Raw genomic sequence first — 25,003 nt, 5'->3', positions numbered from 1 at the left:
TCAGATGCGGCGGGTCTTCACCTTCAGCAGGATGTACAGGCTGACCAGCACCGCGCTGGCGAGCATGAACACCCGGGCCCAGAGGTGCGGGACCAGGTAGCAGGAGAAGCCGATGCTGATCCACATCAGCCCCACCGTGTAGAGCTTGCCCTTGAGCGGGATGCCGTTGCCTTCGAGGTAGTCGCTGATCCAGGGGCCCAGCCTGGGGTGGCTCACCAGCCAGTCGTAGAAGCGCTGCGAGCTGCGCATGAAGCAGGCCGCGGCGAGCAGCAGGAAGGGCGTGGTGGGCAGCAGCGGCAGGAAGATCCCCGCCACGCCCAGCGCCACGCTGAGCCAGCCGACGGCCAGCAGCAGGTAGCGCACCCAGGCGTGGCGGCTATGGCGGACTCTCCGTTGCATCTTTTCCAATGGAGCTGGGTTGAAATTGATTCAGGCGCTCGCGAGCTAGAGCGAGGCAAGGCAAAAACAGCCGTGGGAGCGGAGTTTACACCGCGTAAATGAGCACCCCGCGGCTGTTTTTAACGCAGTATCGCCGACGCGCAGCAGCGCCTGGACAATTTCTCAGTGTTGGCGGGGCTTCAGCAGCGCCGGCTTTTCTTCCGGGGCCTGGCAGAGCAGGAACAGGTTGGTCAGCAGTTCCGGGATCTGCGCGACCATGTCGTCCACCAGGTGGCGGTCGCGGGCGATCTCGTCGAACTCCGGCTGCTCGTCGAACAGCCCGGAACCGACCATGATCGGCAGCAGCAGCTCGCTGACCTCTTCCTCGGCCTGCTCGAACCACACGGCCTCGCGCAGGAACACGCCTTCCATGAAGCCGATGCACCAGCCGCGGATATCGGAATCGTCCGGCTCATCGCCCAGATAGGGCTCACAGGGCAGCTCCAGTTCTTCATCGCTGGCCAGCTGGCGGGTGATGTGCGCCTTGAGCAGCAGCAGGGAGCCCTCGATTTCCTCGCGCTCGGCGTCGCTGCGGTAGTGCGGCGGCTCGGCGAAGAGCGCGTCGATCCACTCGCGGTCGGGCACCTGGTCGGGGCAGATCGCCAAGGCGGTCAGGTAGCCGTGGGCCGCGACATAGTCCAAGGCTTCCTCGTGCAGGTCATCGGCATCGAGAAAGGCTTGCAGGCGGGCCAGTTGGTCGGCGAAGGACATCGGTTACTACCTCGGCGGGGATGCGGGCCTGAATTGTAGTCTTTCCGCGGCCCGCGGGCCAGTCGCAGGGGGCTTGGTGGCTGGCGTGGGGTTCTGCTTTTCGTAGGAGCGAGCTTGCTCGCGAACCTTGGTCCTGTGCTCCTATCCCCACCCCCGTCATTCCCGCGAACGCGGGAACCCAGAGACTTCTTCGGGGTTGGGCTTGGTGTAACGCGCCGCTCCGAGTGCGCTGATGCCTCTTGTTTCGCCCCCTCGGGCGAGTCCCTTTTGTCAAACGGTGGAAGGCCACCCCCGCAAAAAGGAACCAAAAAGGCTTGCCCCGCATACGGGCCCGATGAAGCCGGGCTACCCTCGCGAATTCCCCCGCCACGGAGGCCCGCCCCGACAGCACGTCCCTGTGCTGATCGGGGCTCTAGCGACATCCATGTCGCATGACCTCCTGAGCGCCGGTTTCGCTCGGCCTTCTGAAGGGGCGTTCCAGTGCGCTCGGATATTTCTCTGGAAGTCCAAACGCCAGAGCAAAAGCGCTTTTGCTTTTCGTAGGAGCGAGCTTGCTCGCGAACCCTGGGTCGTTCGCGATAGTTCGTAGGGCGCATAACGCCTACGGCGTTATCCGCCGAATCGCGGACAGAGTCCGCTCCTGCGCCGCCCCACCCGCGCCATTCCCATTGTAGGAGCGCGCCCTGCGCGCGAAATCGCGGGCAGGGCCCGCTCCTACAGGTTGCTGGCAGGCACGGCATACCGTCTTCCCGCAGGAGCGGACCCCGTCCGCGATCATGCCCCCTTCGCATCCGTCATTCTCGTCCGTTGCGACGGCTGACCCACCCCCATCGCCCCGCTTGCGTATAATGCCCGGCTCGAAACGGAGTCCCCCATGCTCGACCAGGCCCAGCGCATCCTCAAAGACGTATTCGGCTACGACGCCTTCCGTGGCAACCAGGCGCGCATCATCGAACGCGTGGCCAGCGGCGGCGACGCCCTGGTGCTGATGCCCACCGGCGGCGGCAAGTCGCTGTGCTTCCAGGTCCCGGCGCTGCTGCGCGAGGGGCTGACCGTGGTGGTCTCGCCGCTGATCGCCCTGATGGAAGACCAGGTCGCCACCCTCGACGAGCTGGGCGTGCCGGTCGCCGCGCTGAACTCCTCGCTCAGCCCCGAGGCGCAGCGGGACATCGCCGCGCGCCTGCAGCGTGGCGAGATCAAGCTGCTCTACCTGGCCCCGGAACGCCTGGTGCAGCCGCGCATGCTGGACTTCCTGCAGCGCCTGAACGTCGGCCTGTTCGCCATCGACGAGGCGCACTGCGTGTCGCAGTGGGGCCACGACTTCCGCCCCGAATACCTGCAGCTGGGCCAGCTCGCCGAGCTGTTCCCGCACGTGCCGCGCATCGCCCTGACCGCCACCGCGGACATGCGCACCCGCGAGGAGATGATCCAGCGCCTGCACCTGCAGAACGCCGAGCAGTTCCTCTCCAGCTTCGACCGGCCGAACATCTTCTACCGCATCGTGCCCAAGGAGCAGCCGCGCAAGCAACTGCTGGGCTTCCTCGCCGAGCGCCGCGGCGACGCCGGCATCGTCTACTGCCTGTCGCGCAAGAAGGTCGAGGAGGTCGCCGAGTTCCTCTCCAACCAGGGCTTCCCGGCGCTGCCGTACCACGCCGGGCTGTCCAACGAGCTGCGCGCCTTCAACCAGAAGCGCTTCCTCAACGAGGAAGGGCTGATCATGGTGGCGACCATCGCCTTCGGCATGGGCATCGACAAGCCCAACGTGCGCTTCGTCGCCCACCTGGACCTGCCCAAGAGCCTGGAGGCCTACTACCAGGAAACCGGCCGCGCCGGCCGTGACGGCCTGCCGGCGGACGCCTGGATGGCCTACGGCCTGCAGGACGTGCTGCTGCTGCGGCAGATGATGCAGAACTCCGAGGGCGACGAGCGCCACAAGCGAGTGGAGCGGCACAAGCTCGAAGCCATGCTGGCGCTGTGCGAGGAGACCCGCTGCCGGCGCCAGGCGCTGCTGGCCTACTTCGACGAGGTGATGCCCAACCCTTGTGGGCATTGCGACATCTGCGTCGATGGGGTGGAAACCTGGGACGCCACCGAGCCGGCGCGCCAGGCGCTGTCGGCGATCTACCGCAGCGGCCAGCGCTATGGCGTCGGCCACCTGGTGGACATCCTCATGGGCAAGGAGACCGAGAAGGTACGCAGCGTCGGGCACCAGCACCTTGCGGTGTTCGGCATCGGCAAGGCGCGCGGTGAGGAGGAATGGCGCACGCTGTTCCGCCAGTTGGTCGCCCGTGGCTTCGCCGATGTGGATGTCGACGGCTTCAACGGCTTGCGCCTGACCGAAGCCTGCCGCCCGCTGCTGCGTGGCGAGGAGACGCTGGCCCTGCGCCGCGATCCCAAGCCGCAGCGCAGCAAGTCCTCGTCCTCCGGCGGCGCCAGCCCGGCCAGCCAGTTGGTGCGCCAGGAAGAGCGCGAGATGTGGGAGGCCCTGCGCACCCTGCGGCGCAAGCTGGCGCAGGAGCATTCGGTGCCGCCCTACGTCATCTTCCCCGACGCCACCCTGCTGGAAATGCTGCGCAGCCAGCCGACCACGCTCACCGCCATGGCCCAGGTCAGCGGCGTCGGCGCGCGCAAGCTGGAGCGCTACGGCCGGGCCTTCCTCGACGTGCTCACCGAATCCGAGGCGGCGCCCGCCACGCCGGCGCCGGTGGTCGACCTCAGCCACGAACTGGTCAGCCTGGCCCGTGCCGGCATGACCCCGGCGCAGATCGCCCGCCAGCTCGACTGCACCGAGAAGAACGTCTACAACCTGCTGGCCGAGGCCATCGCCGCGCAGCAACTGAGCCTGGAGCAGGCCCTGGACCTGCCCGAGGAGCTGCTGGCCGAGGTGCAGGACGCCTTCCTCGACGAGGACGGCGAGCTGCCGCCGGTGTCGGCCCTGGCCGAGCGCTTCGAGGGCCGCGTGCCGCAGGGCGTGCTGCATTGCGTGCGCGCCGCGCTGCAGGCCGAACTGGAAGCCTGAGAGAAGAGCTTTCGGATTCGTCCCATTTCCCCATACGGCGGCGGCTTGCAAGCTGGACGTACTAAGGATGGGAGGAGTCGCTGCCATGTGGCGTCTGGTTGCCGTACCCGTGGTGCTCGCCGGCTTGTGCGGGTTGCTCGCCCTGGAGCTTCCGGAAGGGCGCGCAGGGCCGGCTGCGCTGCTGCGCGGGCTGGGCTTCGTCGCCCTGTGCGAAATCCTGCTGTTGCTGCTGACGGCGGAAAGAAGGCCGCAGGCGAGCGCGCCGCCCCTCCGGCTCGCCGCTCGCGGAAGCGATGATGGCCCTCTGATGGCTGACAAGGAAATGGCGCAGGAAAGCGACAAACTTGTGACGCGCGTCGCTAACGGCTAAGGTGTGGCCAAGACCTCCACCAGAAGAGGTGAACGTGCCCCACCATGCCTGGCTCGACGACGTGCGCGCCAACCCCTACGCCGAACAGCTCGCCCGCGGTTTCCGCCGCCTGCGCTTCGACGCGCCGCTGGAGGGCGAGTACCGCGCCTACCTGCTGGAAGACAACTTCGCCCTCAAGTGCAGCGCCCTGGGCTTCGCCGTGCTGGCCTGGCTGGCGCTGGCGGCCATCGACCTGTTGCTGATCCCCGCCCCGCAGCATTGGGACCTGCTCGCCGTGCGCGGCGCGGTGCTGGTGCTGCTGGTGATCTGCGGCGGGCTGATCCTGCAGCGCCGCTTCGTGCGCCTGATGGTGCCGTTGAGCATCGCCTGCATACTCGCCGTGGGCATCGGCGCCGCCGTGGTGGTGGGCATCGCCCACCGCGTCGACCCGGGCTACCCCTACGAGGGCCTGCTGCTGGTGAGCATGGCTGCCTACTTCCTGGTCGGCCTGCGTTTTTCCGAGGCGCTGGGCTCGGCCTCGCTGATCCTCCTGGCCTACCTGGGCTGCGAGCTGTACGCCGGCCTGGCGCCGGCCAAGCTGCTGAACAACCTGGTGTTCCTGCTGCTGGGCAACCTGGTCGGCGCGGTGGGCTGCTACCTGCTGGAATACAAGTCCCGCGAGCACTTCCTGATCAGCCGGCTGATGCGCCAGATGGCCGACCACGACGCCCTGACCGGCCTGCACAACAGGCGCAGCTTCGACCGCCAGCTGGAGCGCCTGTGGCGCCAGGCCCAGCGCGATGGCACGCCGCTGTCGCTGCTGCTCTGCGACGTCGACCACTTCAAGGCCTACAACGACCGCTACGGCCACCAGGCCGGCGACGAGGTGCTGCGCAGCATAGGCGCGGCGCTGGCGGCCAGCGCGCGGCGGCCGCTGGACATGGCCGTGCGCCTGGGCGGCGAGGAGTTCGCCGTGCTGCTCTACGGCGCCGACCTGGACGAGGCCCGGCAGCGCGCCGAGGTGCTGCGCCAGGCGGTGCAGGGCCTGGGCATCAGCCACGAGGATTCGAGCACGGCGGCGGAGGTGACGCTGTCCATCGGCGTTTCCTGCCTGCAGCCCGGCGCGCCCTCGGCCCTGCAGGCGATCTACGCCCATGCTGACCGTGCCCTCTACGAAGCCAAGGCGTTCGGCCGCAACCAGGTGGTGGCCTGACCCATTCGGTCCCTCGCCCTGGCGCCGCCGGTGACTGCGTGCCCTGGCACGCCGGTGCTAGGATGCCGCCGACCCCGCAGCCGAGCGTTTTTCCATGGACCGACTGATCCAGGCCAACGGCCAGCCCCACTACGGGGTGTTCGCCGAGACCCCGCAGGCCATCAACCACCGCGACTTCGACTACCGCTCGCCCATGGGGCGCAAGCTGGGGGCGCTGAGCAAGTGGCGCAACTTCCACCAGTTCCAGTACTTCGGCCTGATCAGCCCGCAGCTGATCGGCGGTTGCGCCCTGGCCGAGCTGAGCCTGGTGGCCATCGGCTTCGTCTACCTCTACGAGCCGCGCAGCGGGCGCATGCTCGAACGCCGCTTCAAGTGCCCGCTGGGCATCGGCACGCGCTTCTCGCAACGCCCGGACGACGGCGCCTGCGAGCTGCGCCAGGGGCGCAACCGGCTGCGCCTGGAGAACGCCGCCGGGCCGCTGCGCAAGCGCCTGCTGGTGGAGCTGGACGACGGCACGCGCATCGATGCCTCGTTCAACGAGCAGCAACCGGCCTTCCAGCCCATGAGCCTGTGCACGCCCACGGCGGTGAACGGCTGGGTGTACGCGCGCAAGGTCGCCGGGGTGCGCTGCGAGGGCCAGGTGCGCAGCGCGCTGGGCGACTTCGACCTGGGCGCCATCGATGCCTTCGCCCACCACGACTGGTCGGCCGGCTACATGCGCCGCGAGACCTTCTGGAACTGGGCCTGCCTGTCCGGCGAGGCGCAGGGCCGGCGGGTGGGGCTGAACCTGTCGTGCGGGGTCAACGAGACCAGTTTCACCGAGAACTGCTTCTGGCTCGACGGCGAACTGTGCAAGGTCGACAGCGTGCGCTTCGCCTTCGACCGCGACCAGGAACTGGGCCCTTGGCGCATCCGCTCCTTCGACGGCCAGGTGGACCTTGCCTTCGAAGCCCGTGGCCTGCACCGCGAGCGCCTGAACCTGGGCCTGCTGGCGAGCAACTTCAAGCAGATCTTCGGGCGCTTCCGCGGCGAGCTGCGCCCCCATGGGCGCGCGCCGGTGGTCATCGACGACCTCTGGGGTTTCGTCGAGGACCAGTACGCCAAATGGTGAACCGGCAAAGCCCTGCGACAAAATGTCATTGTACGGCCTTGATTAGCCGACTAATAATTAGCCAAATCAATTAGCCTGAAAACTGCTGCAGCACAATGACAGAAAAAGACAAGCACTACTTCGGCACCCAACTGGCCCAGGCCTCGCGTGCATGGCGCGCCGAACTCGACCGCCGCCTCAGCCACCTGGGGCTTTCCCAGGCCCGCTGGCTGGTGCTCCTGCACCTGGCGCGCAATTCCGGCATCCCCACCCAGCGCGAACTCGCGCAATCGGTCGGCGTCGAGGGCCCGACCCTGGCGCGTCTGCTCGACGGCCTCGAGGCCCAGGGCCTGGTGCGCCGCCAGGCGGTGGCCGAGGACCGCCGCGCCAAGCGCATCTGCCTGACGCCCAAGGCCGACGTGCTGATCGCCGACATCGAGAGCATCGCCGCCAGCGTGCGCAACGACGTCCTGGCCGGCATCGACGAGGCGGACATTGCAATCTGTCAGAAACTCCTCTCCCGCATCCTCTCCAACCTGGAAAAGAACTGAGCGATTCTTCACACTTTTTCGAGTAGAATTGCCAAACTTCTGACGGCTCCTGCGGGGGCCGTCATTCATTCAGGGGTGCATTCAGGCATTTCGCCAGCTTTCCGACGAATTGTCTTGACCTAGGGCCGGCCTGTATCTAATCGTGATGGCAACGGGCCGCCATAGCGTCATCCGGCAACCCCGCGCTCCGGATGGGCGTCTATATTGCATGGACAGCATGACCGACTGCACCGCTGGGTCACGGATGGCCTGCAGACCTGGACACAACTGGGATGGGACCTATGGCTCGACTCACTCGCATGCCGCTGGCAATGGCCGTTCTCACGGCTCTCATGACTTCCCAGGCCCACGCGTTGGGGCTCGGGGACATCACCTTGCACTCGGCGCTGAACCAGCCGCTGGATGCGGAGATCGAGCTGCTGCAGCCCGGTGACCTGGGCAGCGACGAACTCATCGCCCGCCTGGCCGACGTGGCGACCTTCGAGCGCATGGGCGTGGACCGCACCACCTTCCTGCAGAGCCTGCGTTTCACCCCGGTGATCCGCAACGGCCGCGGCTACATCCGCGTGGTGTCCACCCAGCCGATCCACGAGCCCTACCTGAACTTCCTCCTCGAGCTGGAGCGCCCCAACGGCCGCCTGCTGCGCGAGTACACGCTGCTGATCGACCCGCCGGGCTACGCCGGCGGCACCTATGCCCAGGGCACCCCCGCGCGCAATGCCGACAGCGGGCCGGCGGCCAGCCGCCCGGCCAAGCGCAGCGCGGCGCCGCGCCCTGCACCCGCGCCGAGCGCGCCCATCGCCGCGGGCGAGGGGCGCTACACCACCGCCGCGGGCGACACCCTGTGGAGCATCTCCGGGCGCCTGGGCGCCAAGGGCGCCGCCCGCCAGGCGCTGATGGCCCAGCTGCAGCAACTGAACCCGCAGGCGTTCATCGGCGGCAACCCGCACCGCCTGCGCCTCGGTTACCCACTGGTGCTGCCCGCCGGCCAGGCCGCGCCGGCGGTTGCCACGAATACCGTTGCCACCGGTGCACCGACCCGCGCCACGCCCGCCGCGCCGGCGCCGAGCGAGGCGGCCGTGAGCCAGGCGCAGGACCAACTGGCGGGCCTGACCGCCGAGCGCGAGCGCCTGAACCAGCGCATGGACACCCTGCAGCAGCAACTCGACACCTTGCAGAAAGCCCTGGAAAGCCGCGACCAGCAGGTGCAGGCGCTGCAGGCCGAACTGGCGCAGCGCCAGGCCGAACAAGCGGCTGCCCCCGCCAGTGCCCCGACCGCGGAGGCCGCCCCCGCCGCTCCAGCGGCAGTGCCCGCCCCAGCCCCCACTGCCGCGGCGCCGGCGGTCGAAGCCGCCAAGCCGGCGCCCCAGGCGCCAGCCGCAGTGGAGGAGGAAGGTTCCGCCCTGGCCCGCTACTGGCCCTGGGCCGCCCTGGCAGCCCTGGTGCTGGCGCTGGGCCTGGTCTACAGCCGGCGGCGCAAGCCCGACGACGAGCCGCCGCAGCTGCAAGCCGAGGCCGCCAGCCTGCCGCCGCTGGCGCCGGCCCGCCCGGTAGAGCCGGCCAGGCCGGTGGTGGCTTCCGCCGTCGCGCCGCTGGCCAGCGCCAACGAAGCCTCCCTGGCCCGCTTGCCGGCCGCCAGCAGCGACAGCCTGGAGGGGGCGAACATCTACATCGCCTACGGCCGATTCGGCCAGGCCCGCGACATGTTGAGCAAATCCGTCGCCGCCGAACCGCAGCGCCGCGACCTGCGCCTGAAGCTGCTGCTGGTGCTCGCCGAGCTCGGCGACCTGGCCGGCTTCCGCGAGCAGGAGAGGGCGCTGCAGGCGATGGGCGGCGACCAGAAGCAGATCGACCAGCTCAAGGCCCGCTACCCCGCCATGCTCGAGCGTGACGACGAGCAGGCCATCAGCGACGGCCTCGGCGAGTGGGAAGGCCTGGAGCTGGGCGACGTCGGCGAGCACCCCGCGCCGGCACAGCCACCGCTGGGCGACACCGCCGATCTGAACCTCGGCGAACTGTCCCTGGACCTGGACTGGAACAGCCTGGACGCCTTCGATTCGCCCAAGGGCTCTTCCGCCAAGGGCGGCAAGGACGACACCGAGGACCTCCTGAAGGATTTCCGCAGCAACCTGAGCGAGCTGCCGGAGGTCACCGAGTTCGACCTGGACGACGAGCAGGCCGGCGCCTTCGGCCTGCCGAGCCGTTCCGGCGGCGAGCAGGACAAGCTGCTGGCCAGCCTCGACCGGGCCCGCGCCTGCATCGACCGCGGCGACCTCGACGAGGCCTACCGGATCCTCGAGCAGGTGCTGCAGGAAGGCGACAAGCAGGAGCAGGAAGAGGCCCGCGAGCTGCTGGCGCGGATTGCCTGAAGCAGCCTGAGTCACCTGGAGCCCGGCCTTGTGCCGGGCTTTTTCATGCCGGCAATCCGGAGCGTGCCCTGCCTACTGGGAGCCCGGGAGCTTCATGGTTTCGCCTCGCGCCGGACGGTCCCCTCTCCCGCTTGTGGGGGAGGGTTCGCGAGCAAGCTCGCTCCTACAAGAGCGTTTTCCAGAGAAACATCGGTGCGTAGGGCGAATAACCGTCCGCGGTTATCCGCCGCCGGCCCGGACACCGGTGCCCGAGGACAACGGCGGATGCCGTCAGAAGTTGCGCCCCAGGTTCAGGTACACCGCATGCTCGTCGGCGTCGTTCAGGCCGTAGCTGAACGACAGCGGCCCCAGCGGCGTCTCGAAGCCCAGCATGATGCTCATGGCGTTGATGTAGCCGGTGTCGTAGCTGTTGTCGTTGTTCCACACCCGGCCGCGCTCCAGGCTGCCGCCGAGGTAGAAGGGGAAGTCCAGGGGCAGGAAGGAGCGCTCGGTCATGCGCCGGTAGTAGATCACCCGGCCGAGGCTGTAGTTCTGCCCGGCCAGGGCGTCCTGGCGGAAGCCGGAGAGTTCGCGCGCGCCGCCGAGCAGGAAGCTCGACACCACCACGTCGGCGTCGTCCAGGGTGCGGCCGTAGCCGCCGCCCAGCACCCAGGTGTTCGGCCCGCTGCTCAGGGCCTTGTCCAGGCGCAGCTGCCACTGGCGGTAGCGGTCGTCGTCGCCCAGCGACGGCGTGTGCTCGCGGTAGCTGGCCTGGATGTCCTCGCCCTCGCGGGGGAAGTCGACGTTGTCCATGGTGTCGAAGGAGTACTTCAGCTCCGCGTAGCCTTCGTTGAAATGGAAGTCCGGCAGGTCCTGCTGGCCCACGCGCACGTCGGCCTTGCCGAAGGCCTGGGCCACGCCCAGGCGGATCTCGCCGTTGTTGGCGATCTGCCGGCCGAGGTTGAGGCCGTAGCCGTAACGCTCCAGGCGGTATTCGGCGATGGGGTCGTCGTTGTCGGTGGCCTCGACGTTGCGCGCCTCGTTGAACACGTAGGGCGCCACGAAGTAGCGCGAGCCGGCGTCCAGCGGCTGGTAGAACTCGCTGTAGAGCTCCTGCTGGTCGCCGATCTGCAGGCGCGTCAGCCATTCGGCGCCGAGGCGGTTGATGCCGTTGACGCGGTAGCTGGCGCCGACGTTGAAGGTGCTGTCGCCGCGCAGGTCGTCCGACAGGTTCAGGCCCAGGCGCAGGTAGTCGGTGCCGCTGCGCTTGCCCAGGGCGTGGATGACCAGGGCGTTGCCGTCCTTCTCGCGGACCACCCGGTACTGCACCTGGTCGAAGTAGTCCAGGCCGTAGAGGGTGCTCATGTCGCTCTGCAGGCGTTCCAGGTCCAGCGGCTGGCCCAGCGGCTGGCGGATGTAGTGGCGGATCACCTCGTCGCCGACCTTGGAGTCGTTCTCCACGCGGATGCTGCCGATCACCGGCGTGCGCTCGTCGGACGTGCGCGCCTCGGCCAGGGCCACCGCCTCCTGGTCGCGGGGCTTGCGCAGGGCCGCCAGGCGCGTGGCGAGGATGCTGGTGGCGCGGTAGCCGGCGTCGATCAGCTGCGGCACGCGGCCGAAGTCGGTGGAGCTGTAGCCGCTGAGCGGCGGCTGGATGAGCACGTCGTCGGGCTTCAGGGTGGCCAGCTGCGCCTCGGAGTTCTTGCGCGTCATCAGGGTGACCGACTGGTTGAGCATGTCGACCACGGTGGTCAGCTGCTTGCGCTCGAGCAGCGGGTTGCCGATGTCGACCACGATGACCAGGTCGACGCCCATCCTGCGCGCCACGTCCACCGGGATGTTGTCGACCATGCCGCCGTCCACCAGCAGCTTGCCGTCGTACTCCACCGGGGCGAACACCGCCGGGATCGACATGCTGGCGCGGATCGCCTGGGGCAGGTGGCCGTGGTCGAACACCACCTTCTCGCCGGTGGAGATGTCGGTGGCCACGGCGCGGAAGGGGATGGCCAGTCTGTCGAAGTCGCGGGTGCCGCTGGTGTGCACCAGCAGGCTTTCCAGGAGCATGGTCAGGTTCTGCCCCTGGATGGCGCCCAGGGGCAGGCCGAGGGAGCCGTCGTCGCGGAAGCTGAGCTTCTGCTTGACCAGGAAGTCGCGGTCGTCCTGCTTGCGCCGGAAGGGTACGTCCACCCGCGGCGGCGAGTCGGACAGCGCCTGCTGCCAGTCCAGGCCGAGGGCGATGCGCTCCAGTTCCCTGGGCGTGTAGCCGGCGGCGTAGAGCCCGCCGACCACCGCGCCCATGCTGGTGCCGGCGATGGCGTCGATGTGGATGCCCTGTTCGTCCAGGGCCTTGAGCACGCCGATGTGAGCCAGGCCGCGGGCGGCGCCGCCGGACAGCACCAGGCCGATCTTCGGCGGGTGCCCGGCGGCGAGGGTGGACAGTGGCAGGAGCAGCAGGAGGGCGAACAGCAGGCGGCGCATTGGGCGGGTCCGATGGGGCTTCCAGGCGGCTATTATAGGCATCCCAGAGCAGGAGCCCGGACGCCATGAGCCAGCCCAGAGCGGAAATCGTCATCACCTATTGCACCCAGTGCCAGTGGCTGCTGCGCGCCGCCTGGCTGGCCCAGGAACTGCTAAGCACCTTCGCCGACGACCTCGCCCGGGTGAGCCTGGAGCCCGGCACCGGCGGGGTGTTCCGCATCACCTGCGACGGCGAGCAGATCTGGGAGCGCAAGGCCGATGGCGGCTTCCCCGAGGCCAAGGTGCTCAAGCGGCGGGTGCGCGACCGCATCGACCCGCAGCGCGACCTGGGGCACAACGACCGGCCCTGATGGCATTTCGTTAGCAAGCTAACATTCATTGCCTTGCATCAACGGCCGCCGGCCCTGCCGGGAATAGCCTGTGGGCACTTCATTCTCCACCGGGGAGTGTGCCCACATGAGCATCATCGTCACCGGCGCCGCCGGCTTCATCGGCAGCAACCTCGTCAAGGCGCTGAACCGGCGTGGCGAGTCCGACATCATCGCGGTCGACGACCTGACCGAAGGCGACAAATTCCGCAACCTCGCCGACTGCGACATCGCCGACTACCTGGACAAGCGCGACTTCGTCGGACGCTACGCTCGCGGCGGCTTCGGCGTGGTCCGCGCGCTGCTCCACCAGGGCGCCTGCTCCAGCACCCTGGAGGGCGACGGGCGCTACCTGATGGACAACAACTACCGCTACAGCTGCGACCTGCTGGAGGCCAGCCTGAAGCTGGGCGTGCCCTTCCTCTACGCCTCCTCGGCGGCGGTCTACGGCGGCGGGCGCGACTTCCGCGAGCTGCGCGAGTACGAGCGGCCGCTGAACGCCTACGGCTATTCCAAGTTCCTCTTCGACCAGCGCGTGCGCCGCGCCCTGCCGCAGGCGCGCAGCCAGGTCGTCGGGCTGCGCTACTTCAACGTCTATGGCCCGCGCGAGCAGCACAAGGGGCGCATGGCCTCGGTGGCCTTCCACTGCTTCGAGCAGTTTCGCGCCAGCGGCAAGGTGCAACTGTTCGGCGAATACGGCGGCTACCCGGCCGGCGGTCACCTGCGCGACTTCGTCTCGGTGGAGGACGTGGCCCGGGTCAACCTGCACTTCCTCGACAACCCCGGCCGCAGCGGCATCTTCAACCTCGGCAGCGGCCGCGCGCAGCCGTTCAACGACGTGGCCCTGGCGGTGATCAACAGCCTGCGCGCGCAGCAGGACCTGCCGCCGCTCAGCCTGCAGCAGGCCATCGCCCAGGGGCTATTGGAATACATCGACTTCCCCGACGGCCTGCGCGGCAAGTACCAGTGCTACACCTGCGCCGACATCGCCTTCCTGCGCGAGGCCGGCTACCGGGCGCCGATGCTGGGGGTGGAGGAGGGCGTGGGGCGCTATTGCCGATGGTTGCTGGAGTAGGCCGCCTGAGGACCATTCAGGCCGGCGGGTCCTGGCCGAGTACCTTGCTCAGCGCCACCCGGGCATCTTCCAGCTGTACCAGCGAGGCATGCCGTGCACCCAGGGCATCGCGGTTCTTGATGGCGGTGAGGATCGCCTTGTGCCGGGGCAGCGCCAGCTCGTGGAAATTGGGACGCTGGTTGGAATAGCGCACCGATTCGCGCAGGGCCAGCGACAGCATGTTGCACAGGTAGGCCAGCAGGTCGTTGTGGGTGGCGTCGGCGATGCGCGTGTGGAAGTCCAGGTCCGGCTGCAGGCGCTCCTCGTGGGTCACCGCCTGTTCCATTCGCTGGTAGGCCTCCTCGATGGCGGCCAGGTCGACCTCGCTGGCATTGGTCGCGGCCAGGGCGGCGGCGGCCGGTTCTATAACCCAGCGCACGCTGGACAGGGTGTTGAAGAACTCCTGCTGCGGGGTGGTCTGCATCAGCCAGTGCAGTACGTCCGGGTCGAGCATGTGCCAGTCTCGGCGTGGGCGCACCAGCGTGCCCGCCCGCGGGCGGGCATGGACCAGCCCCTTGGCGGTGAGCACCCGCATGGCCTCCCGGAAGACTGGCCGGCTGACGGCGTACTCCTCGCACAGGCTGGCCTCGGAGGGCAGCTTCTGTCCGGGCTCGAGCTGGCCGGAGACGATCTGCATGCCCAGGTCCTGGACCAGGGTGGCGTGCATGCTCTTGCGCGGTTTTGGCTTGCGGTAATCCATGGGCTGGGGCGGTGATCCATGAGGGCAGGGGCGCCGCATCATAGCATCGCCGCCGGCGACGGCGCCCGGCTCCACGCCGGGCACCGGCCCCTCAATGGGAATGGCGGGGAACGGCGGAACCCCGGCAGCCGACCAGGAAGTCGAAGTCGCAGCCTTCGTCGGCCTGCATCACATGGTCCACATAGAGCCGCGCGTAGCCACCGTCGATGAGCACCTGCGGGGGCGGCAGGTCGGCCAGGCGGGCGGCGAGCTCGTCCTCGGGAATGTCCAAGTGCAGGCGCCCCTCGTGGCAGTCCAACTCGATCCAGTCGCCCTCGCGGACCACTGCCAGCGGCCCGCCGGCAGCGGCCTCCGGTGCCACGTGGAGGACCACGGTGCCGTAGGCCGTGCCGCTCATGCGCGCATCGGAGATGCGCACCATGTCGGTCACGCCCTGGGCCAGCAGCTTGGCCGGCAGTCCCATGTTGCCGACCTCGGCCATGCCGGGGTAGCCCTTGGGCCCGCAGTGCTTCATCACCAGCACCGAGCTGGCGTCCACCTCCAGGTCCGGATCGTTGATCCGAGCCTTGTAGTCCTCGAAATTCTCGAACACCACCGCGCGGCCGCGATGGCGCATCAGTTCGGGGGTTGCCGCCGACGGCTTGAGTACCGCGCCCTTGGGCGCCAGGTTGCCGTGCAGCACGCAGATGCCGCCGTCGGACACCAGCGGACGGTCGATCGGGCGGATCACTTCCTCGTCATATAGCGGTGCCTCGCGGCAGTTGTCCCACAGCGCCTTGCCGTTGGCAGTCAGTGCGTTGGGGTGGGGCAGCAGGTCGTGCTCGCCGAGGCGGCGGATCACCGCCGGCAGGCCACCGGCATAGTAGAACTCCTCCATCAGGAAGCGCCCGGACGGCTGCAGGTCGACCAGCGTCGGGGTACCGCGACCGACGCGGGTCCAGTCGTCCAACTGCAGGTCGACGCCGATGCGTCCGGCGATGGCCTTGAGGTGGATTACCGCGTTGGTCGAGCCACCGATGGCGGCATTGACGCGGATGGCGTTCTCGAACGCCTCGCGGGTGAGGATCTTCGATAGTCGCAGGTCCTCGAAAACCATGTCGACGATACGCATGCCAGAGAGGTGGGCAAGTACGTAGCGGCGCGAGTCCACCGCCGGGATCGCCGCGTTGTGCGGCAACGAGGTGCCCAGGGCCTCGGCCATGCAGGCCATGGTGGAGGCCGTGCCCATGGTGTTGCAGGTGCCGGCCGAGCGCGACATGCCGGCTTCGGCCGAAAGGAACTCGTTGAGGTCGATCTGGCCGGCCTTGTAGGCCTCGTGCATCTGCCAGACGATGGTCCCGGCGCCGATGTCGCGCCCCTTGTGCTTGCCGTTGAGCATCGGCCCGCCGGTGACCACGATGGCCGGCACGTCGCAACTGGCCGCGCCCATCAGCAGGGCGGGGGTGGTCTTGTCGCAGCCGGTGAGCAGCACAACGGCGTCCACTGGGTTGCCGCGGATGGCTTCTTCCACGTCCATGCTCGCCAGGTTGCGGGTGAGCATGGCGGTTGGTCGCAGGTTCGACTCGCCGTTGGAGAACACCGGGAATTCCACGGGGAAGCCGCCGGCCTCCAGAACGCCTTTCTTCACATGCTCGGCGATCTTGCGGAAGTGCGCGTTGCACGGCGTCAGCTCCGACCAGGTGTTGCAGATGCCAATGATCGGTTTGCCTTGGAACTCGTGGTCCGGGATGCCCTGGTTCTTCATCCAGCTGCGGTACATGAAACCGTTCTTGTCGGCGCTGCCGAACCATTGGGCCGAGCGCAGGGAGGGCTTTTTCTCAGGCATTGATATGTACTCTTATTGTATTACTAATTGATAGGTTTATGAGGAATCTACTGGCTAATTCGTGATTTGTGAAGGGTTGTCGTGACTAATAGTATTACTATATAGTCGATTCCATGGCGCGGTGGCCTGCCCGATAAGCCCCCGGCCGAGCACCATCCCAATTACAAGAACAATCGGAGTCCCCGCCATGATTCAGGAGCAGCGGCTCGTCCGCCTGATCACACTGAAACTCATTCCCTTCCTGGTCCTGCTGTACCTGGTGGCCTACGTGGACCGGTCCGCCGTCGGCTTCGCCAAGCTGCACATGGGCGCTGACGTGGGTATCGGCGATGCCGCCTACGGCTTCGGCGCCGGCCTGTTCTTCATCGGCTACTTCCTCTTCGAGGTGCCCAGCAACCTGCTGCTGGACCGCTTCGGTGCGCGCCGCTGGTTCGCCCGCATCCTGGTCACCTGGGGCGCCATCACTGTCGGCATGGCCTTCGTCAGCGGCCCCAACGGCTTCTACGTGATGCGCTTCCTGCTAGGCGCCGCCGAGGCCGGTTTCTTCCCCGGGGTGCTGTACTACATCACCCAGTGGTACCCGGTGCGCCATCGCGGCAAGATCCTCGGCTTCTTCATCCTTTCCCAACCGCTGGCGATGCTGGTGACCGGACCGTTGTCCGGTGCGTTGCTGGGGCTCGATGGCTACTTCGGCCTGCACGGCTGGCAGTGGCTGTTCATCTGCATCGGCACCCCGGCGGTGTTGCTCGCCTGGCCGACCCTGCGCCTGCTGCCGGATGGCCCGGACAAGGTGCGCTGGCTGAGCGAGGCCGAGCGCGCCTGGCTCAAGGAACAGTTGCAGAACGACCTGTGTGAGTTCGGCCAGACCCGCCACGGCAACCCGCTGCACGCCCTGAAGGATCGTCGCGTTCTGCTGCTGGCGCTGTACTACCTGCCGGTGACTCTGAGCATCTATGGCCTGGGGTTGTGGTTGCCGACGCTGATCCACCAGTTCGGTGGCAGCGACCTGGTCACCGGCTTCGTCTCGGCGGTGCCCTACCTGTTCGGCATCCTTGGCCTGCTGGTGGTGCCGCGCAGCTCGGACCGCCTCAACGATCGCTATGGACACCTGGGCGTTCTCTATGCGCTCGGCGCTGCGGGCCTGTTCCTCAGCGCCTGGCTGAGCGCACCGGTGCTGCAACTGGCGGCGCTGTGCCTGGTGGCTTTCGCCTTGTTCTCCTGCACGGCGGTGTTCTGGACGTTGCCGGGGCGCTTCTTCTCCGGTGCCAGCGCGGCGGCCGGCATCGCCCTGATCAATTCCATCGGCAATCTAGGTGGCTACCTGGGGCCGTTCGGCATAGGCGCGCTGAAGGCATACACCGGCAACCTGGCCTCGGGCCTGTACTTCCTGTCGATGGTGATGCTGCTGGGCCTGATGCTTACCGGCGTCGTCTACACCCGCCTGGAGCGGCGCCAGCGCGAAGGCGCGGCGCTGGCCGGCACTTCCCGTTGAACCCGACAACCGACAAGCGAGCAAGAGCATGCGACTGATCCAATTCGAAACCGCCGCCGGCGAACGCCGGGTCGGCGTGGTGGAGGGCCGGCGCGCCCTCGAGGTGCAGGGCGCCACCAGCGTGCGTGCGCTGGCTCTGGCAGCCATCGAGGCCGGCCGCGGGCTGGCCGGCGAAGTCCTGGCCCGGGGCCTGGGCGAAGTTCACGATTACCCTGTGCTGCTGCGCGAGGGGCGCGTGCTGCCGCCGCTGGACCATGAGGACCCGGCACACTGCCTGGTCACTGGTACCGGTCTGACCCACCTGGGCAGCGCCGCCACTCGCGACAAGATGCACCAGCAGCAGGCCGAAGCGGCCGCCATTACCGACAGCATGCGCATGTTCCAGTGGGGCGTGGAGGGCGGCAAGCCGGCCGCCGGCCAGGCCGGTGCGCAGCCGGAGTGGTTCTACAAGGGCGACGGCGGCATCGTCGTGCGCCCCGGCGCCGAGCTGCCGTTGCCGGGCTTCGCCGAGGACGCGGGCGAGGAGCCGGAACTGGTCGGCCTCTATGTCGTCGGCCCTGACGCGCGCGCCTACCGCGTCGGCTTTGCCCTGGGCAACGAGTTCTCCGACCACGTGATGGAGCGCCGAAACTACCTGTACCTGGCGCACTCCAAGCTGCGCTTCTGCAGCTATGGCCCGGAATTGCGCCTGGGCGAGCTGCCGCATCACCTGGAAGGCAGCAGCCGCATCCTGCGCGACGGCCAGGTGCTGTGGGAGAAGCCCTTCTTCTCCGGTGAGGACAACATGTGTCACAGCCTGGAGAACCTGGAGTTCCACCACTTCAAGTACACGCAGTTCCTGCGCCCGGGCGATGTCCACGTGCATTACTTCGGCACCGCCACCCTATCGTTCGCCGACGGCGTGCAGGCTCGCCCCGGCGATGTCTTCGAGATCAGCCTGGGAGAGTTCGGCGAGCCCCTTCGCAACGGCATCGCACCGGCCGCCGAGACGCCGCGCGCAGGGTTGGTCCAGGCGCTATGAGCGCCGCCACGCGCATGGACCAGGCGCCCATACGACGCCTGTAGCGCGGTTTCCCGCTACGGACACCGGTCCGACCCGCCCTCGGGGGCAACGCCGGGCTCACAAGGCCCGGCGGTCTTTTTCCGTGGAACCAGGAGACATTCCATGTTCGGATACAACTTCATCGGCGGCGCCCGCAGCGGCGCCGGTTCCATCCACCTGCAGAGCCTCGACGCCAGCACCGGCGAGGCGCTGCCCTACAGCTTCCACCAGGCCACGCCGGCGGAGGTGGACGCCGCGGCGCTCGCCGCCGAAGCGGCGTTCCCGGCCTACCGCGCCTTGCCCGACGCGCGCCGCGCCGAATTCCTCGAGGCCATCGCCGCCGAGCTGGATGCCCTGGGCGAGGCCTTCGCCGCCATCGTCTGCCGCGAGACCGCACTGCCCCCGGCGCGCATCCAGGGCGAGCGCGCCCGCACCAGCAACCAGTTGCGCCTGTTCGCCCAGGTGCTGCGCCGCGGCGACTACCATGGCGCGCGCATCGACCGCGCACTGCCCCAGCGCCAGCCGCTGCCGCGCCCGGACCTGCGCCAGTGCCGCATCGGCGTGGGCCCGGTGGCGGTGTTCGGCGCCAGCAACTTCCCCCTGGCCTTCTCCACCGCCGGTGGCGACACCGCCGCCGCGCTGGCCGCGGGCTGCCCGGTGGTGTTCAAGGCCCACAGCGGGCACATGGCCACCGCCGACTGCGTGGCCGCGGCCATCGTCCGCGCGGCGGAGGCCACCGGCATGCCGGCCGGGGTGTTCAACATGATCTTCGGCGCCGGCGTTGGCGAGCAACTGGTCAAGCACCCGGCGATCCAGGCGGTCGGCTTCACCGGTTCGCTCAGGGGCGGCCGCGCCCTGTGCGACCTGGCCGCGGCGCGGCCGCAGCCGATCCCGGTGTTCGCCGAGATGAGCAGCATCAACCCGGTGCTGGTCCTGCCCGCGGCGCTGGCGGCGCGCGGCGAGCAGGTGGCCGCCGAGCTGGCCGCGTCGGTGGTGCTGGGCTGCGGGCAGTTCTGCACCAACCCCGGCCTGGTGATCGGCATCGCCTCGGCGGAATTCTCCGCCTTCGTCGCCAGCCTGGCCGGGCGCATGGCCGACCAGCCGGCGCAGACCATGCTCAACGCCGGTACCCTGCGCAGCTACGAACAGGGCCTGCAGCGCCTGCACGCGCACCCCGGCATCCGCCACCTGGCGGGCCAGGCCCAGGAGGGCAGGCAGGCCCGCGCCCAGCTGTTCCAGGCCGACGTCGAACTGCTGTTGCAAGGGGACGAGCTGCTGCAGGAGGAAGTCTTCGGGCCGGTCACGGTGGTCGTCGAGGCGGCCGACGAGGCCGAGCTGCGCCGGGCGCTGGAAGGCCTGCGCGGGCAACTTACCGCCACCCTGCTCGCCGAGCCGGAAGACCTCTCGCGCTTCGCCGCCCTGGTGCCGTTGCTGGAGCGCAAGGCCGGGCGCCTGCTGCTCAATGGCTACCCCACCGGCGTCGAGGTGTGCGACGCCATGGTCCACGGCGGTCCGTACCCGGCCACCTCGGATGCCCGCGGCACCTCCGTGGGCACCCTGGCCATCGACCGCTTCCTGCGCCCGGTGTGCTACCAGAACTACCCGGACGCGCTGCTCCCCCCCGCCCTCAAGGACGCCAACCCGCTGGGCATCGCCCGCCTGGTGGACGGCGTCGCCAGCCGCGAGCCCCTCTAGGGTTCGCCCTGGCCTGCATCGCCCGCGCTGGCGGGCGATGTATCGGCTGTTTTATCCAGTGCAGGCGGCCATCTGTGCCCGGTACTGCAATCAAGCTTGCCGTCGCAAGCTGTGTTCAGGACGCCTGGGCAAGCCCTCGACAACCTCCAGATTCGGTGCAGTTGTAGGGGGAGCGCTGCCTGAGGCTTCGCTCATTTCTCTATTGGTTGCGGGATTCTTCCTGAGGTCAGGTTTCGTCCGCGTACTGGATTTTCTTGTGTTAGTTGTCGTCGCGGATTGACTGACCGAGGAGTTGAGCGTGGCACTCGAGGAGTATCTGCAGAAGGATGGCGGCTGGCTTGAGTCGAAGGAAGGTACCTATCGAGGCCTGGCCGGCATTGTGGCAGGCGGGGCCGATGCGCAGGGAGCGTGCAGATGAGCAGAATATATTGCTATGCGGGCGAGTGTGGTTTTACCGCGACGGATCTGTTCTGGACCATCGCGATTGAAACGACATTGGAAGAACTGGGACTTGATGACGTCGCCGCTGCCTTGGCCATTGTCGGTGGTATGAATATCGTGGCACCGCCCCGTGGAAAGCTCGCGGGTACTACACCGAATACGAGCCTGCTGTCGCTGCATCTGAGGCGTGTGCTGAAAAAGAAACGGTTTCCCGGCAATTTGCGGTTGCCCACCCTGACAGGCTGGGGGCCGCCCAGAGTCGCCTACACGAGAAGTGTGGGCGCATTCATAGCTAGAGCTGTCCCAGTTGCAGGCTGGGCTTATACCGTGGCTGAGATCGGGACAATCGCATATAAGATCGTCAGGAAGTACGACTCGCTTGTCTCGGCGGAGGACAGGTTCTTTTGAATACGTTGCCCGAGCTGCCTATAGATAGAAAGCTGCTGGACGAAGTGGTGATTTTCTATCAGGAGAACCTCGGCTTCGGAAAAAGGGACTTCGAGACGCTCAATTTCGCGACCCGGATCAATCAGGACCTGGGTGTCGACGGCGATGACTCCAATGACCTGGTTCCCCCTTTTTTCCAGCATTTCCAGGTGGATATCACCGAATACGATTGCTTGCGCTACTTCCACCCGGAAGGCTTCGGCCCTTTCTTCCACAGAAGGCCGAAAGACAAGGAGCGCCGGGGCAGCAGGGCCTTCACGTTCGGCATGCTCTACCAGGCGGCCCTGACGAAGAAATGGTGCCAGGCGGTATTCGAATCGGCCCAATGGCGGAGCGAGAGGCTCTACGAGCGGACGGAGGAGTTGCCGGTGAAGGGGTTCGTCATCCGCAGATGATACCTACGCGCCGGTTGCACTCCCATTCACCGTGATTCGCGCCCGCGGGCGATGTATCGGCTGTTTTACCCAGTCTTTACCAAGTGCTGACAACCAACGGCCGGCGGAACGGCGATGATAGGCACCATGAAAGGCGGGCGCTCGGGCGCCCGTGTCCGGAGGTGCAATCAAGATGTCGTCGCAAGCCGTGCTCAAGTCGATCGCCGCTGCCCTGGCGCTGAGCCTGTCGGCCGCCGCCGTGGCCGGGCCGCCCGGTTACGGTCCCGGGCCGGGGCGTGGGCCTGGCCACTACTGGGGCCCGGGCATGGCCATGGCCTGCCGGATTACGCGCGGTCGCTGTGGATCGGCAGTGCGCTCTACTTCGTGGCCGCGGGCACCTACTACCTGTGGAATGCCGACCGCCGCCAGTACGTGGTGGTGGAGCCGCCGCCGGCGGTGCAGCAGGCCCCGGCTGGTGTGAGCTATGACGTGATCGCCTACCCGGCGCGCGGGCAGACCCCCGACCAGCAGAGCCGCGACCGCTACGAGTGCCACACCTGGGCCGTGGGCCAGAGCGGCTTCGACCCGGCCGCGGCCAGCCAGGCGCCGGCACCGGGCGTGGCGGACACCTACCGGCGGGCGCTGGGCGCCTGCCTGAACGGGCGTGGCTACAGCATCAACTGAAACAACCGGCCCCCGGGCCGGACCGAACAGGCCGCTTCGCAGGCAATCGTGCGGTGAGTCCTTGGCAATCCCTCCCCGGGGCAAGGAGTCGGGTTACGCATGCTGCGAGGCGGCCTTCTTATTTGCGCTGGGAATGATGGTTCGCGAGCAAGCTCGCTCCTACGAAGAGCAGGTCCAAGGCCGTGCCACTGGGGCGTCTGGCGTGGCCGGTGAGTCCAATCGCGGACGGAGTCCTACACCCGTGCTTCCCTGGAATGTAGGAGCAACTGTCTTTTGGGCTATGTCGTTCGCGGGAGTGACTGGATCGAAATTCGCGTCTCCCATCTCGCCCCATTGTAGGAGCGGGCCCTGCCCGCGAATCGCGCGCAGGGCGCGCTCCTACAGGTGGGACAGCGGTGGCAGGGTAGGACTCTGTCCGCGATCCGGCGCATAACGCCCTAGGTTGCGCTGCGCGCGCTGAGGAAGGTGGCGAAGATGATCAGCGCGCCGCCGGCCAGCATGCGCAGGCTCGGCTGTTCGCCGAACAGCACGGCGGCGAAGGCGATGCCGTAGACCGGCTCCAGGGCGAAGATCACCGCCGCGGTGCGTGCCTTGATCAACTGCAGGCTGGCGACGAACAGGCTGTGCGCCACCCCCGTGCACAGCACCCCCAGCAGCACCAGCCACAGCCAGTCCAGCGCGCGCACCGCGGGCAGCTCGAACACGGCCAGCGGCGCCAGGCACAGGACGATGGTGAGGTTCTGGGCGAAGGCCGAGAGGATCGGGTCCAGCCCGCGCACGCTGGCGCGGTTGGCCAGCGACAGCAGGGCGAACAGCAGGCCCGAGGCGATGCCCCAGAACAGCCCGGCGGTGGCGCCCTGGCTGAAGTCCAGGTTCGGCGTCACCAGCACCAGGCCCAGGCACACCAGGCCCACCACCAGGTACTCGGCGCGGCGGATGCGTTCGCGGAACAGCAGCCCTTCCAGCAGCACGGTGAAGGCCGGGAAACTGGCGAAGCCGAGGGTGGCCACGGCGACGTTGCCCACCTTCACCGCCAGGAAGAAGGTCAGCCAGTGGGCGCACAGCAGCAGCCCGCTGCCGGCCAGCGCGGCGGCCTGGCGCAGGCCCGGCCGCGGTTGCGCGGCCAGGTGCCCGGCGAAGGCGCCGCCCAGGGCCAGCAGGCCGAACAGCGCGCGGCCGAAGACGATCACCAGCGGGGCGGCGAGGATGAGTTTGCCGAAGATGCCGCTCAGGCCGAACATCAGGGCGCCTACGTGCAGGCCCACCAGGGCCGAGCGGGGTGTCAGTCGGGGAACGCGCATTGTTTCTCTATCGTGGATGCCGGGGGGCCAGTCGCCTGGCGATGGAAGGCCTCAGGCCAGGCGCGCGCCGTTGGGCAGCGGCTTGTCGAAGCCGGCCAGCACCACCTTGTCGTCGCTGTCGTAGGCGCCGGTCACCAGCACCTCGGAGCGCACCCCGGCGATGGACTTGGGGGCGAAGTTGCAGACGCACAGGACCTGGCGCCCGAGCAGTTCCTCAATGGCGTAGTGCGCGGTGACCTGCGCGCTGGAGGTCTTCAGCCCCAACGGGCCGAGGTCGACCTGGAGAATGTACGCCGGCTTGCGCGCCTTCACGTTGGGTTCGGCGTGGACGATGGTGCCCACGCGCAGTTCGACGCGCTCGAAGTCCTGCCACTCGATGGTGTCTGCCGACATCGCTGATCTCCTTGATGATGGCGGCAGTCTAGGGCGTGGCGGGGCTTTTGTCTGTCGGCGGACTAGCGGGAATTGTCGCGCGCCTCGCGGCGGATCTGCCGCGGGGTGCTGCCGAACTGGCGGGCCAGGGCGGCGGTGAAGGCGCTCTGCGAGGCATAGCCGACCCGCGCGGCGATCTCGCCCACCGCCAGGTGCGTGCTGCCGAGCAGCTCGCGGCCCAGTTGCAGGCGGCGCTGGCGCACGTAGTCCATGGGCGTCTGCCCGGTCTCGGCGAGGAACCGGGCGTGGAAGCGCGCCGCCGACAGCCCGGCGATGCGCGCCAGGTCGGCGACCTGCAGCGGGTGCCCGGCGTGGCGGTCGATGTAGGCGTCCAGGCTGGCCAGCGGCAGCTGCGCCGGCGCCTCGGCGACGTGCATGCCGGCCAGGCTGGCGAGCAGCAGCAGGGCGCCCTGGCGGGCGATCACCGGGTCCTGCAGGGGGCTGGCGGCCAGCCAGTGCACCAGTTGCCCCTGGGCCGGGTTGAGGGCAAGGGCGGCGGGGCGTTCCAGCAGGCGGCGGATGCTCTCGGCGTGGTCGCCCAGGCCGCGCAGCAGCAGGTCTTCGTCCTCCAGGTCGAACACCAGGCACTGGCTGCCGCCGGGGGCGGCGCAGGCGTGGTGCGTGCCGCGCGGGACCACGGCGAAGCGCTGGCGGGTGACGCGGCTGCCCAGGCCGGCGACCTCGAACTCCAGGTCGCCGGACAGGCCCAGGACCAGCTGCGCGTGGTCGTGGCTGTGGGCGAGGTGTTCGTGGCTGTAGCGGCGCAGGGAGAGGATCTGGCTCATGGCGGGCTCCGGGGGCAGGCCCACAGTCTAGCGCGGCGCAGGCTGTCACGGGACTGTCGCGCGGCCGTCATTGTCGGGTCACCCCCTGGCCGGAGAATCGGCTAAA

Annotated in this window: 21 protein-coding genes and 1 pseudogene; 14 read left to right on the top strand and 8 right to left on the bottom strand. The window is 68.3% G+C overall.

What is annotated here, in order from left to right; all coding sequences use genetic code 11:
• Together CHC02_RS19210 and CHC02_RS19205 are read right to left on the bottom strand one after the other, a co-directional pair.
• On the bottom strand, positions 1 to 399 hold the full coding sequence (locus tag CHC02_RS19210) for a YbaN family protein (RefSeq protein WP_089393042.1): 399 nt from the start codon (positions 397 to 399) through the stop codon (positions 1 to 3).
• Between the two features lie 162 nt (positions 400 to 561).
• Entirely contained in the window at positions 562 to 1,149 is a 588-nt protein-coding gene (locus tag CHC02_RS19205; RefSeq protein ID WP_089393041.1) for a UPF0149 family protein, read from the bottom strand.
• An 874-nt stretch (positions 1,150 to 2,023) separates the two neighbouring features.
• On the opposite strand from CHC02_RS19205, the gene recQ reads away from it, so the two are divergent.
• The 6 genes from recQ (at position 2,024) to CHC02_RS19175 (ending at position 9,740) form a co-directional block, all read left to right on the top strand.
• Positions 2,024 to 4,168, top strand: coding sequence for a DNA helicase RecQ (recQ, locus tag CHC02_RS19200; RefSeq protein ID WP_089393040.1), 2,145 nt, complete (start codon positions 2,024 to 2,026; stop codon positions 4,166 to 4,168).
• Between the two features lie 85 nt (positions 4,169 to 4,253).
• Entirely contained in the window at positions 4,254 to 4,538 is a 285-nt protein-coding gene (locus tag CHC02_RS19195; protein ID WP_089393039.1) for a hypothetical protein, read from the top strand.
• Positions 4,539 to 4,572: 34 nt separating this feature from the next.
• On the top strand, positions 4,573 to 5,730 hold the full coding sequence (locus CHC02_RS19190; RefSeq protein WP_089393038.1) for a GGDEF domain-containing protein: 1,158 nt from the start codon (positions 4,573 to 4,575) through the stop codon (positions 5,728 to 5,730).
• 94 nt (positions 5,731 to 5,824) lie between these two features.
• Positions 5,825 to 6,841 carry a DUF2804 domain-containing protein gene (locus CHC02_RS19185; protein ID WP_089393037.1) on the top strand — a complete coding sequence of 339 codons (1,017 nt, stop codon included), beginning with the start codon at positions 5,825 to 5,827 and terminating at the stop codon, positions 6,839 to 6,841.
• A 95-nt stretch (positions 6,842 to 6,936) separates the two neighbouring features.
• Entirely contained in the window at positions 6,937 to 7,371 is a 435-nt protein-coding gene (gene slyA / locus CHC02_RS19180; RefSeq protein WP_089393036.1) for a transcriptional regulator SlyA, read from the top strand.
• A gap of 281 nt (positions 7,372 to 7,652) precedes the next feature.
• Complete coding sequence (locus CHC02_RS19175; protein ID WP_089393035.1) at positions 7,653 to 9,740, top strand: motility hub landmark protein FimV; 2,088 nt, start codon at positions 7,653 to 7,655, stop codon at positions 9,738 to 9,740.
• Positions 9,741 to 10,010: 270 nt separating this feature from the next.
• Here CHC02_RS19175 and CHC02_RS19170 read toward each other — a convergent pair whose 3' ends face one another.
• Positions 10,011 to 12,197, bottom strand: a complete 2,187-nt coding sequence (locus CHC02_RS19170) for a patatin-like phospholipase family protein (protein WP_089393034.1) — start codon at positions 12,195 to 12,197, stop codon at positions 10,011 to 10,013.
• A 65-nt stretch (positions 12,198 to 12,262) separates the two neighbouring features.
• Here CHC02_RS19170 and CHC02_RS19165 point away from each other — a divergent pair, with 65 nt between their 5' ends.
• Positions 12,263 to 12,547 carry an Rdx family protein gene (locus CHC02_RS19165; RefSeq protein ID WP_089393033.1) on the top strand — a complete coding sequence of 95 codons (285 nt, stop codon included), beginning with the start codon at positions 12,263 to 12,265 and terminating at the stop codon, positions 12,545 to 12,547.
• A 106-nt stretch (positions 12,548 to 12,653) separates the two neighbouring features.
• On the top strand, positions 12,654 to 13,640 hold the full coding sequence (gene rfaD, locus CHC02_RS19160) for an ADP-glyceromanno-heptose 6-epimerase (RefSeq protein WP_089393032.1): 987 nt from the start codon (positions 12,654 to 12,656) through the stop codon (positions 13,638 to 13,640).
• 16 nt (positions 13,641 to 13,656) lie between these two features.
• On the opposite strand, the gene CHC02_RS19155 is transcribed toward rfaD, so the two are convergent.
• Together CHC02_RS19155 and CHC02_RS19150 are read right to left on the bottom strand one after the other, a co-directional pair.
• Positions 13,657 to 14,379, bottom strand: coding sequence for a FadR/GntR family transcriptional regulator (locus tag CHC02_RS19155; protein WP_089393031.1), 723 nt, complete (start codon positions 14,377 to 14,379; stop codon positions 13,657 to 13,659).
• Between the two features lie 91 nt (positions 14,380 to 14,470).
• Complete coding sequence (locus CHC02_RS19150; RefSeq protein ID WP_089393030.1) at positions 14,471 to 16,204, bottom strand: IlvD/Edd family dehydratase; 1,734 nt, start codon at positions 16,202 to 16,204, stop codon at positions 14,471 to 14,473.
• 187 nt (positions 16,205 to 16,391) lie between these two features.
• Here CHC02_RS19150 and CHC02_RS19145 point away from each other — a divergent pair, with 187 nt between their 5' ends.
• The 6 genes and pseudogenes from CHC02_RS19145 to CHC02_RS19120 all read left to right on the top strand — a co-directional run bounded on the left by CHC02_RS19145 (position 16,392) and on the right by CHC02_RS19120 (position 22,379).
• Positions 16,392 to 17,696 (top strand): MFS transporter, encoded by a 1,305-nt coding sequence (locus CHC02_RS19145; protein WP_089393029.1) that lies wholly within the window; start codon positions 16,392 to 16,394, stop codon positions 17,694 to 17,696.
• 28 nt (positions 17,697 to 17,724) lie between these two features.
• Complete coding sequence (gene araD1 / locus CHC02_RS19140; protein WP_089393028.1) at positions 17,725 to 18,717, top strand: AraD1 family protein; 993 nt, start codon at positions 17,725 to 17,727, stop codon at positions 18,715 to 18,717.
• Positions 18,718 to 18,861: 144 nt separating this feature from the next.
• The gene (locus tag CHC02_RS19135; protein ID WP_089393027.1) at positions 18,862 to 20,433 is read left to right on the top strand and encodes an aldehyde dehydrogenase (NADP(+)); all 1,572 of its coding nucleotides are present in this window, start codon (positions 18,862 to 18,864) and stop codon (positions 20,431 to 20,433) included.
• Positions 20,434 to 20,847: 414 nt separating this feature from the next.
• Positions 20,848 to 21,282: an STM2901 family protein gene (locus tag CHC02_RS19130; protein ID WP_089393026.1), complete on the top strand. Its 435-nt coding sequence runs from the start codon at positions 20,848 to 20,850 to the stop codon at positions 21,280 to 21,282.
• A complete protein-coding gene (locus tag CHC02_RS19125) occupies positions 21,279 to 21,716 on the top strand; it encodes a DUF1493 family protein (RefSeq protein WP_089393025.1) in 438 nt (145 codons plus the stop codon). Before CHC02_RS19130 ends, CHC02_RS19125 begins: the two co-directional genes overlap by 4 nt.
• Positions 21,717 to 21,888: 172 nt before the next feature.
• Positions 21,889 to 22,379, top strand: a pseudogene (locus tag CHC02_RS19120) (hypothetical protein).
• Positions 22,380 to 22,816: 437 nt separating this feature from the next.
• Here CHC02_RS19120 and CHC02_RS19115 read toward each other — a convergent pair.
• The 3 genes from CHC02_RS19115 to CHC02_RS19105 all read right to left on the bottom strand — a co-directional run bounded on the left by CHC02_RS19115 (position 22,817) and on the right by CHC02_RS19105 (position 24,897).
• Positions 22,817 to 23,680 (bottom strand): DMT family transporter, encoded by an 864-nt coding sequence (locus CHC02_RS19115; protein WP_244161012.1) that lies wholly within the window; start codon positions 23,678 to 23,680, stop codon positions 22,817 to 22,819.
• Between the two features lie 51 nt (positions 23,681 to 23,731).
• The gene (locus CHC02_RS19110; protein WP_089393024.1) at positions 23,732 to 24,073 is read right to left on the bottom strand and encodes a tRNA-binding protein; all 342 of its coding nucleotides are present in this window, start codon (positions 24,071 to 24,073) and stop codon (positions 23,732 to 23,734) included.
• Between the two features lie 62 nt (positions 24,074 to 24,135).
• Positions 24,136 to 24,897 carry a helix-turn-helix transcriptional regulator gene (locus CHC02_RS19105; RefSeq protein ID WP_089393023.1) on the bottom strand — a complete coding sequence of 254 codons (762 nt, stop codon included), beginning with the start codon at positions 24,895 to 24,897 and terminating at the stop codon, positions 24,136 to 24,138.
• Positions 24,898 to 25,003: the final 106 nt, after the last annotated feature.

Source organism: Pseudomonas delhiensis (genome assembly GCF_900187975.1).
Lineage (GTDB): Bacteria > Pseudomonadota > Gammaproteobacteria > Pseudomonadales > Pseudomonadaceae > Pseudomonas > Pseudomonas delhiensis.
This window is presented reverse-complemented; position numbering and strand designations above follow the sequence as displayed.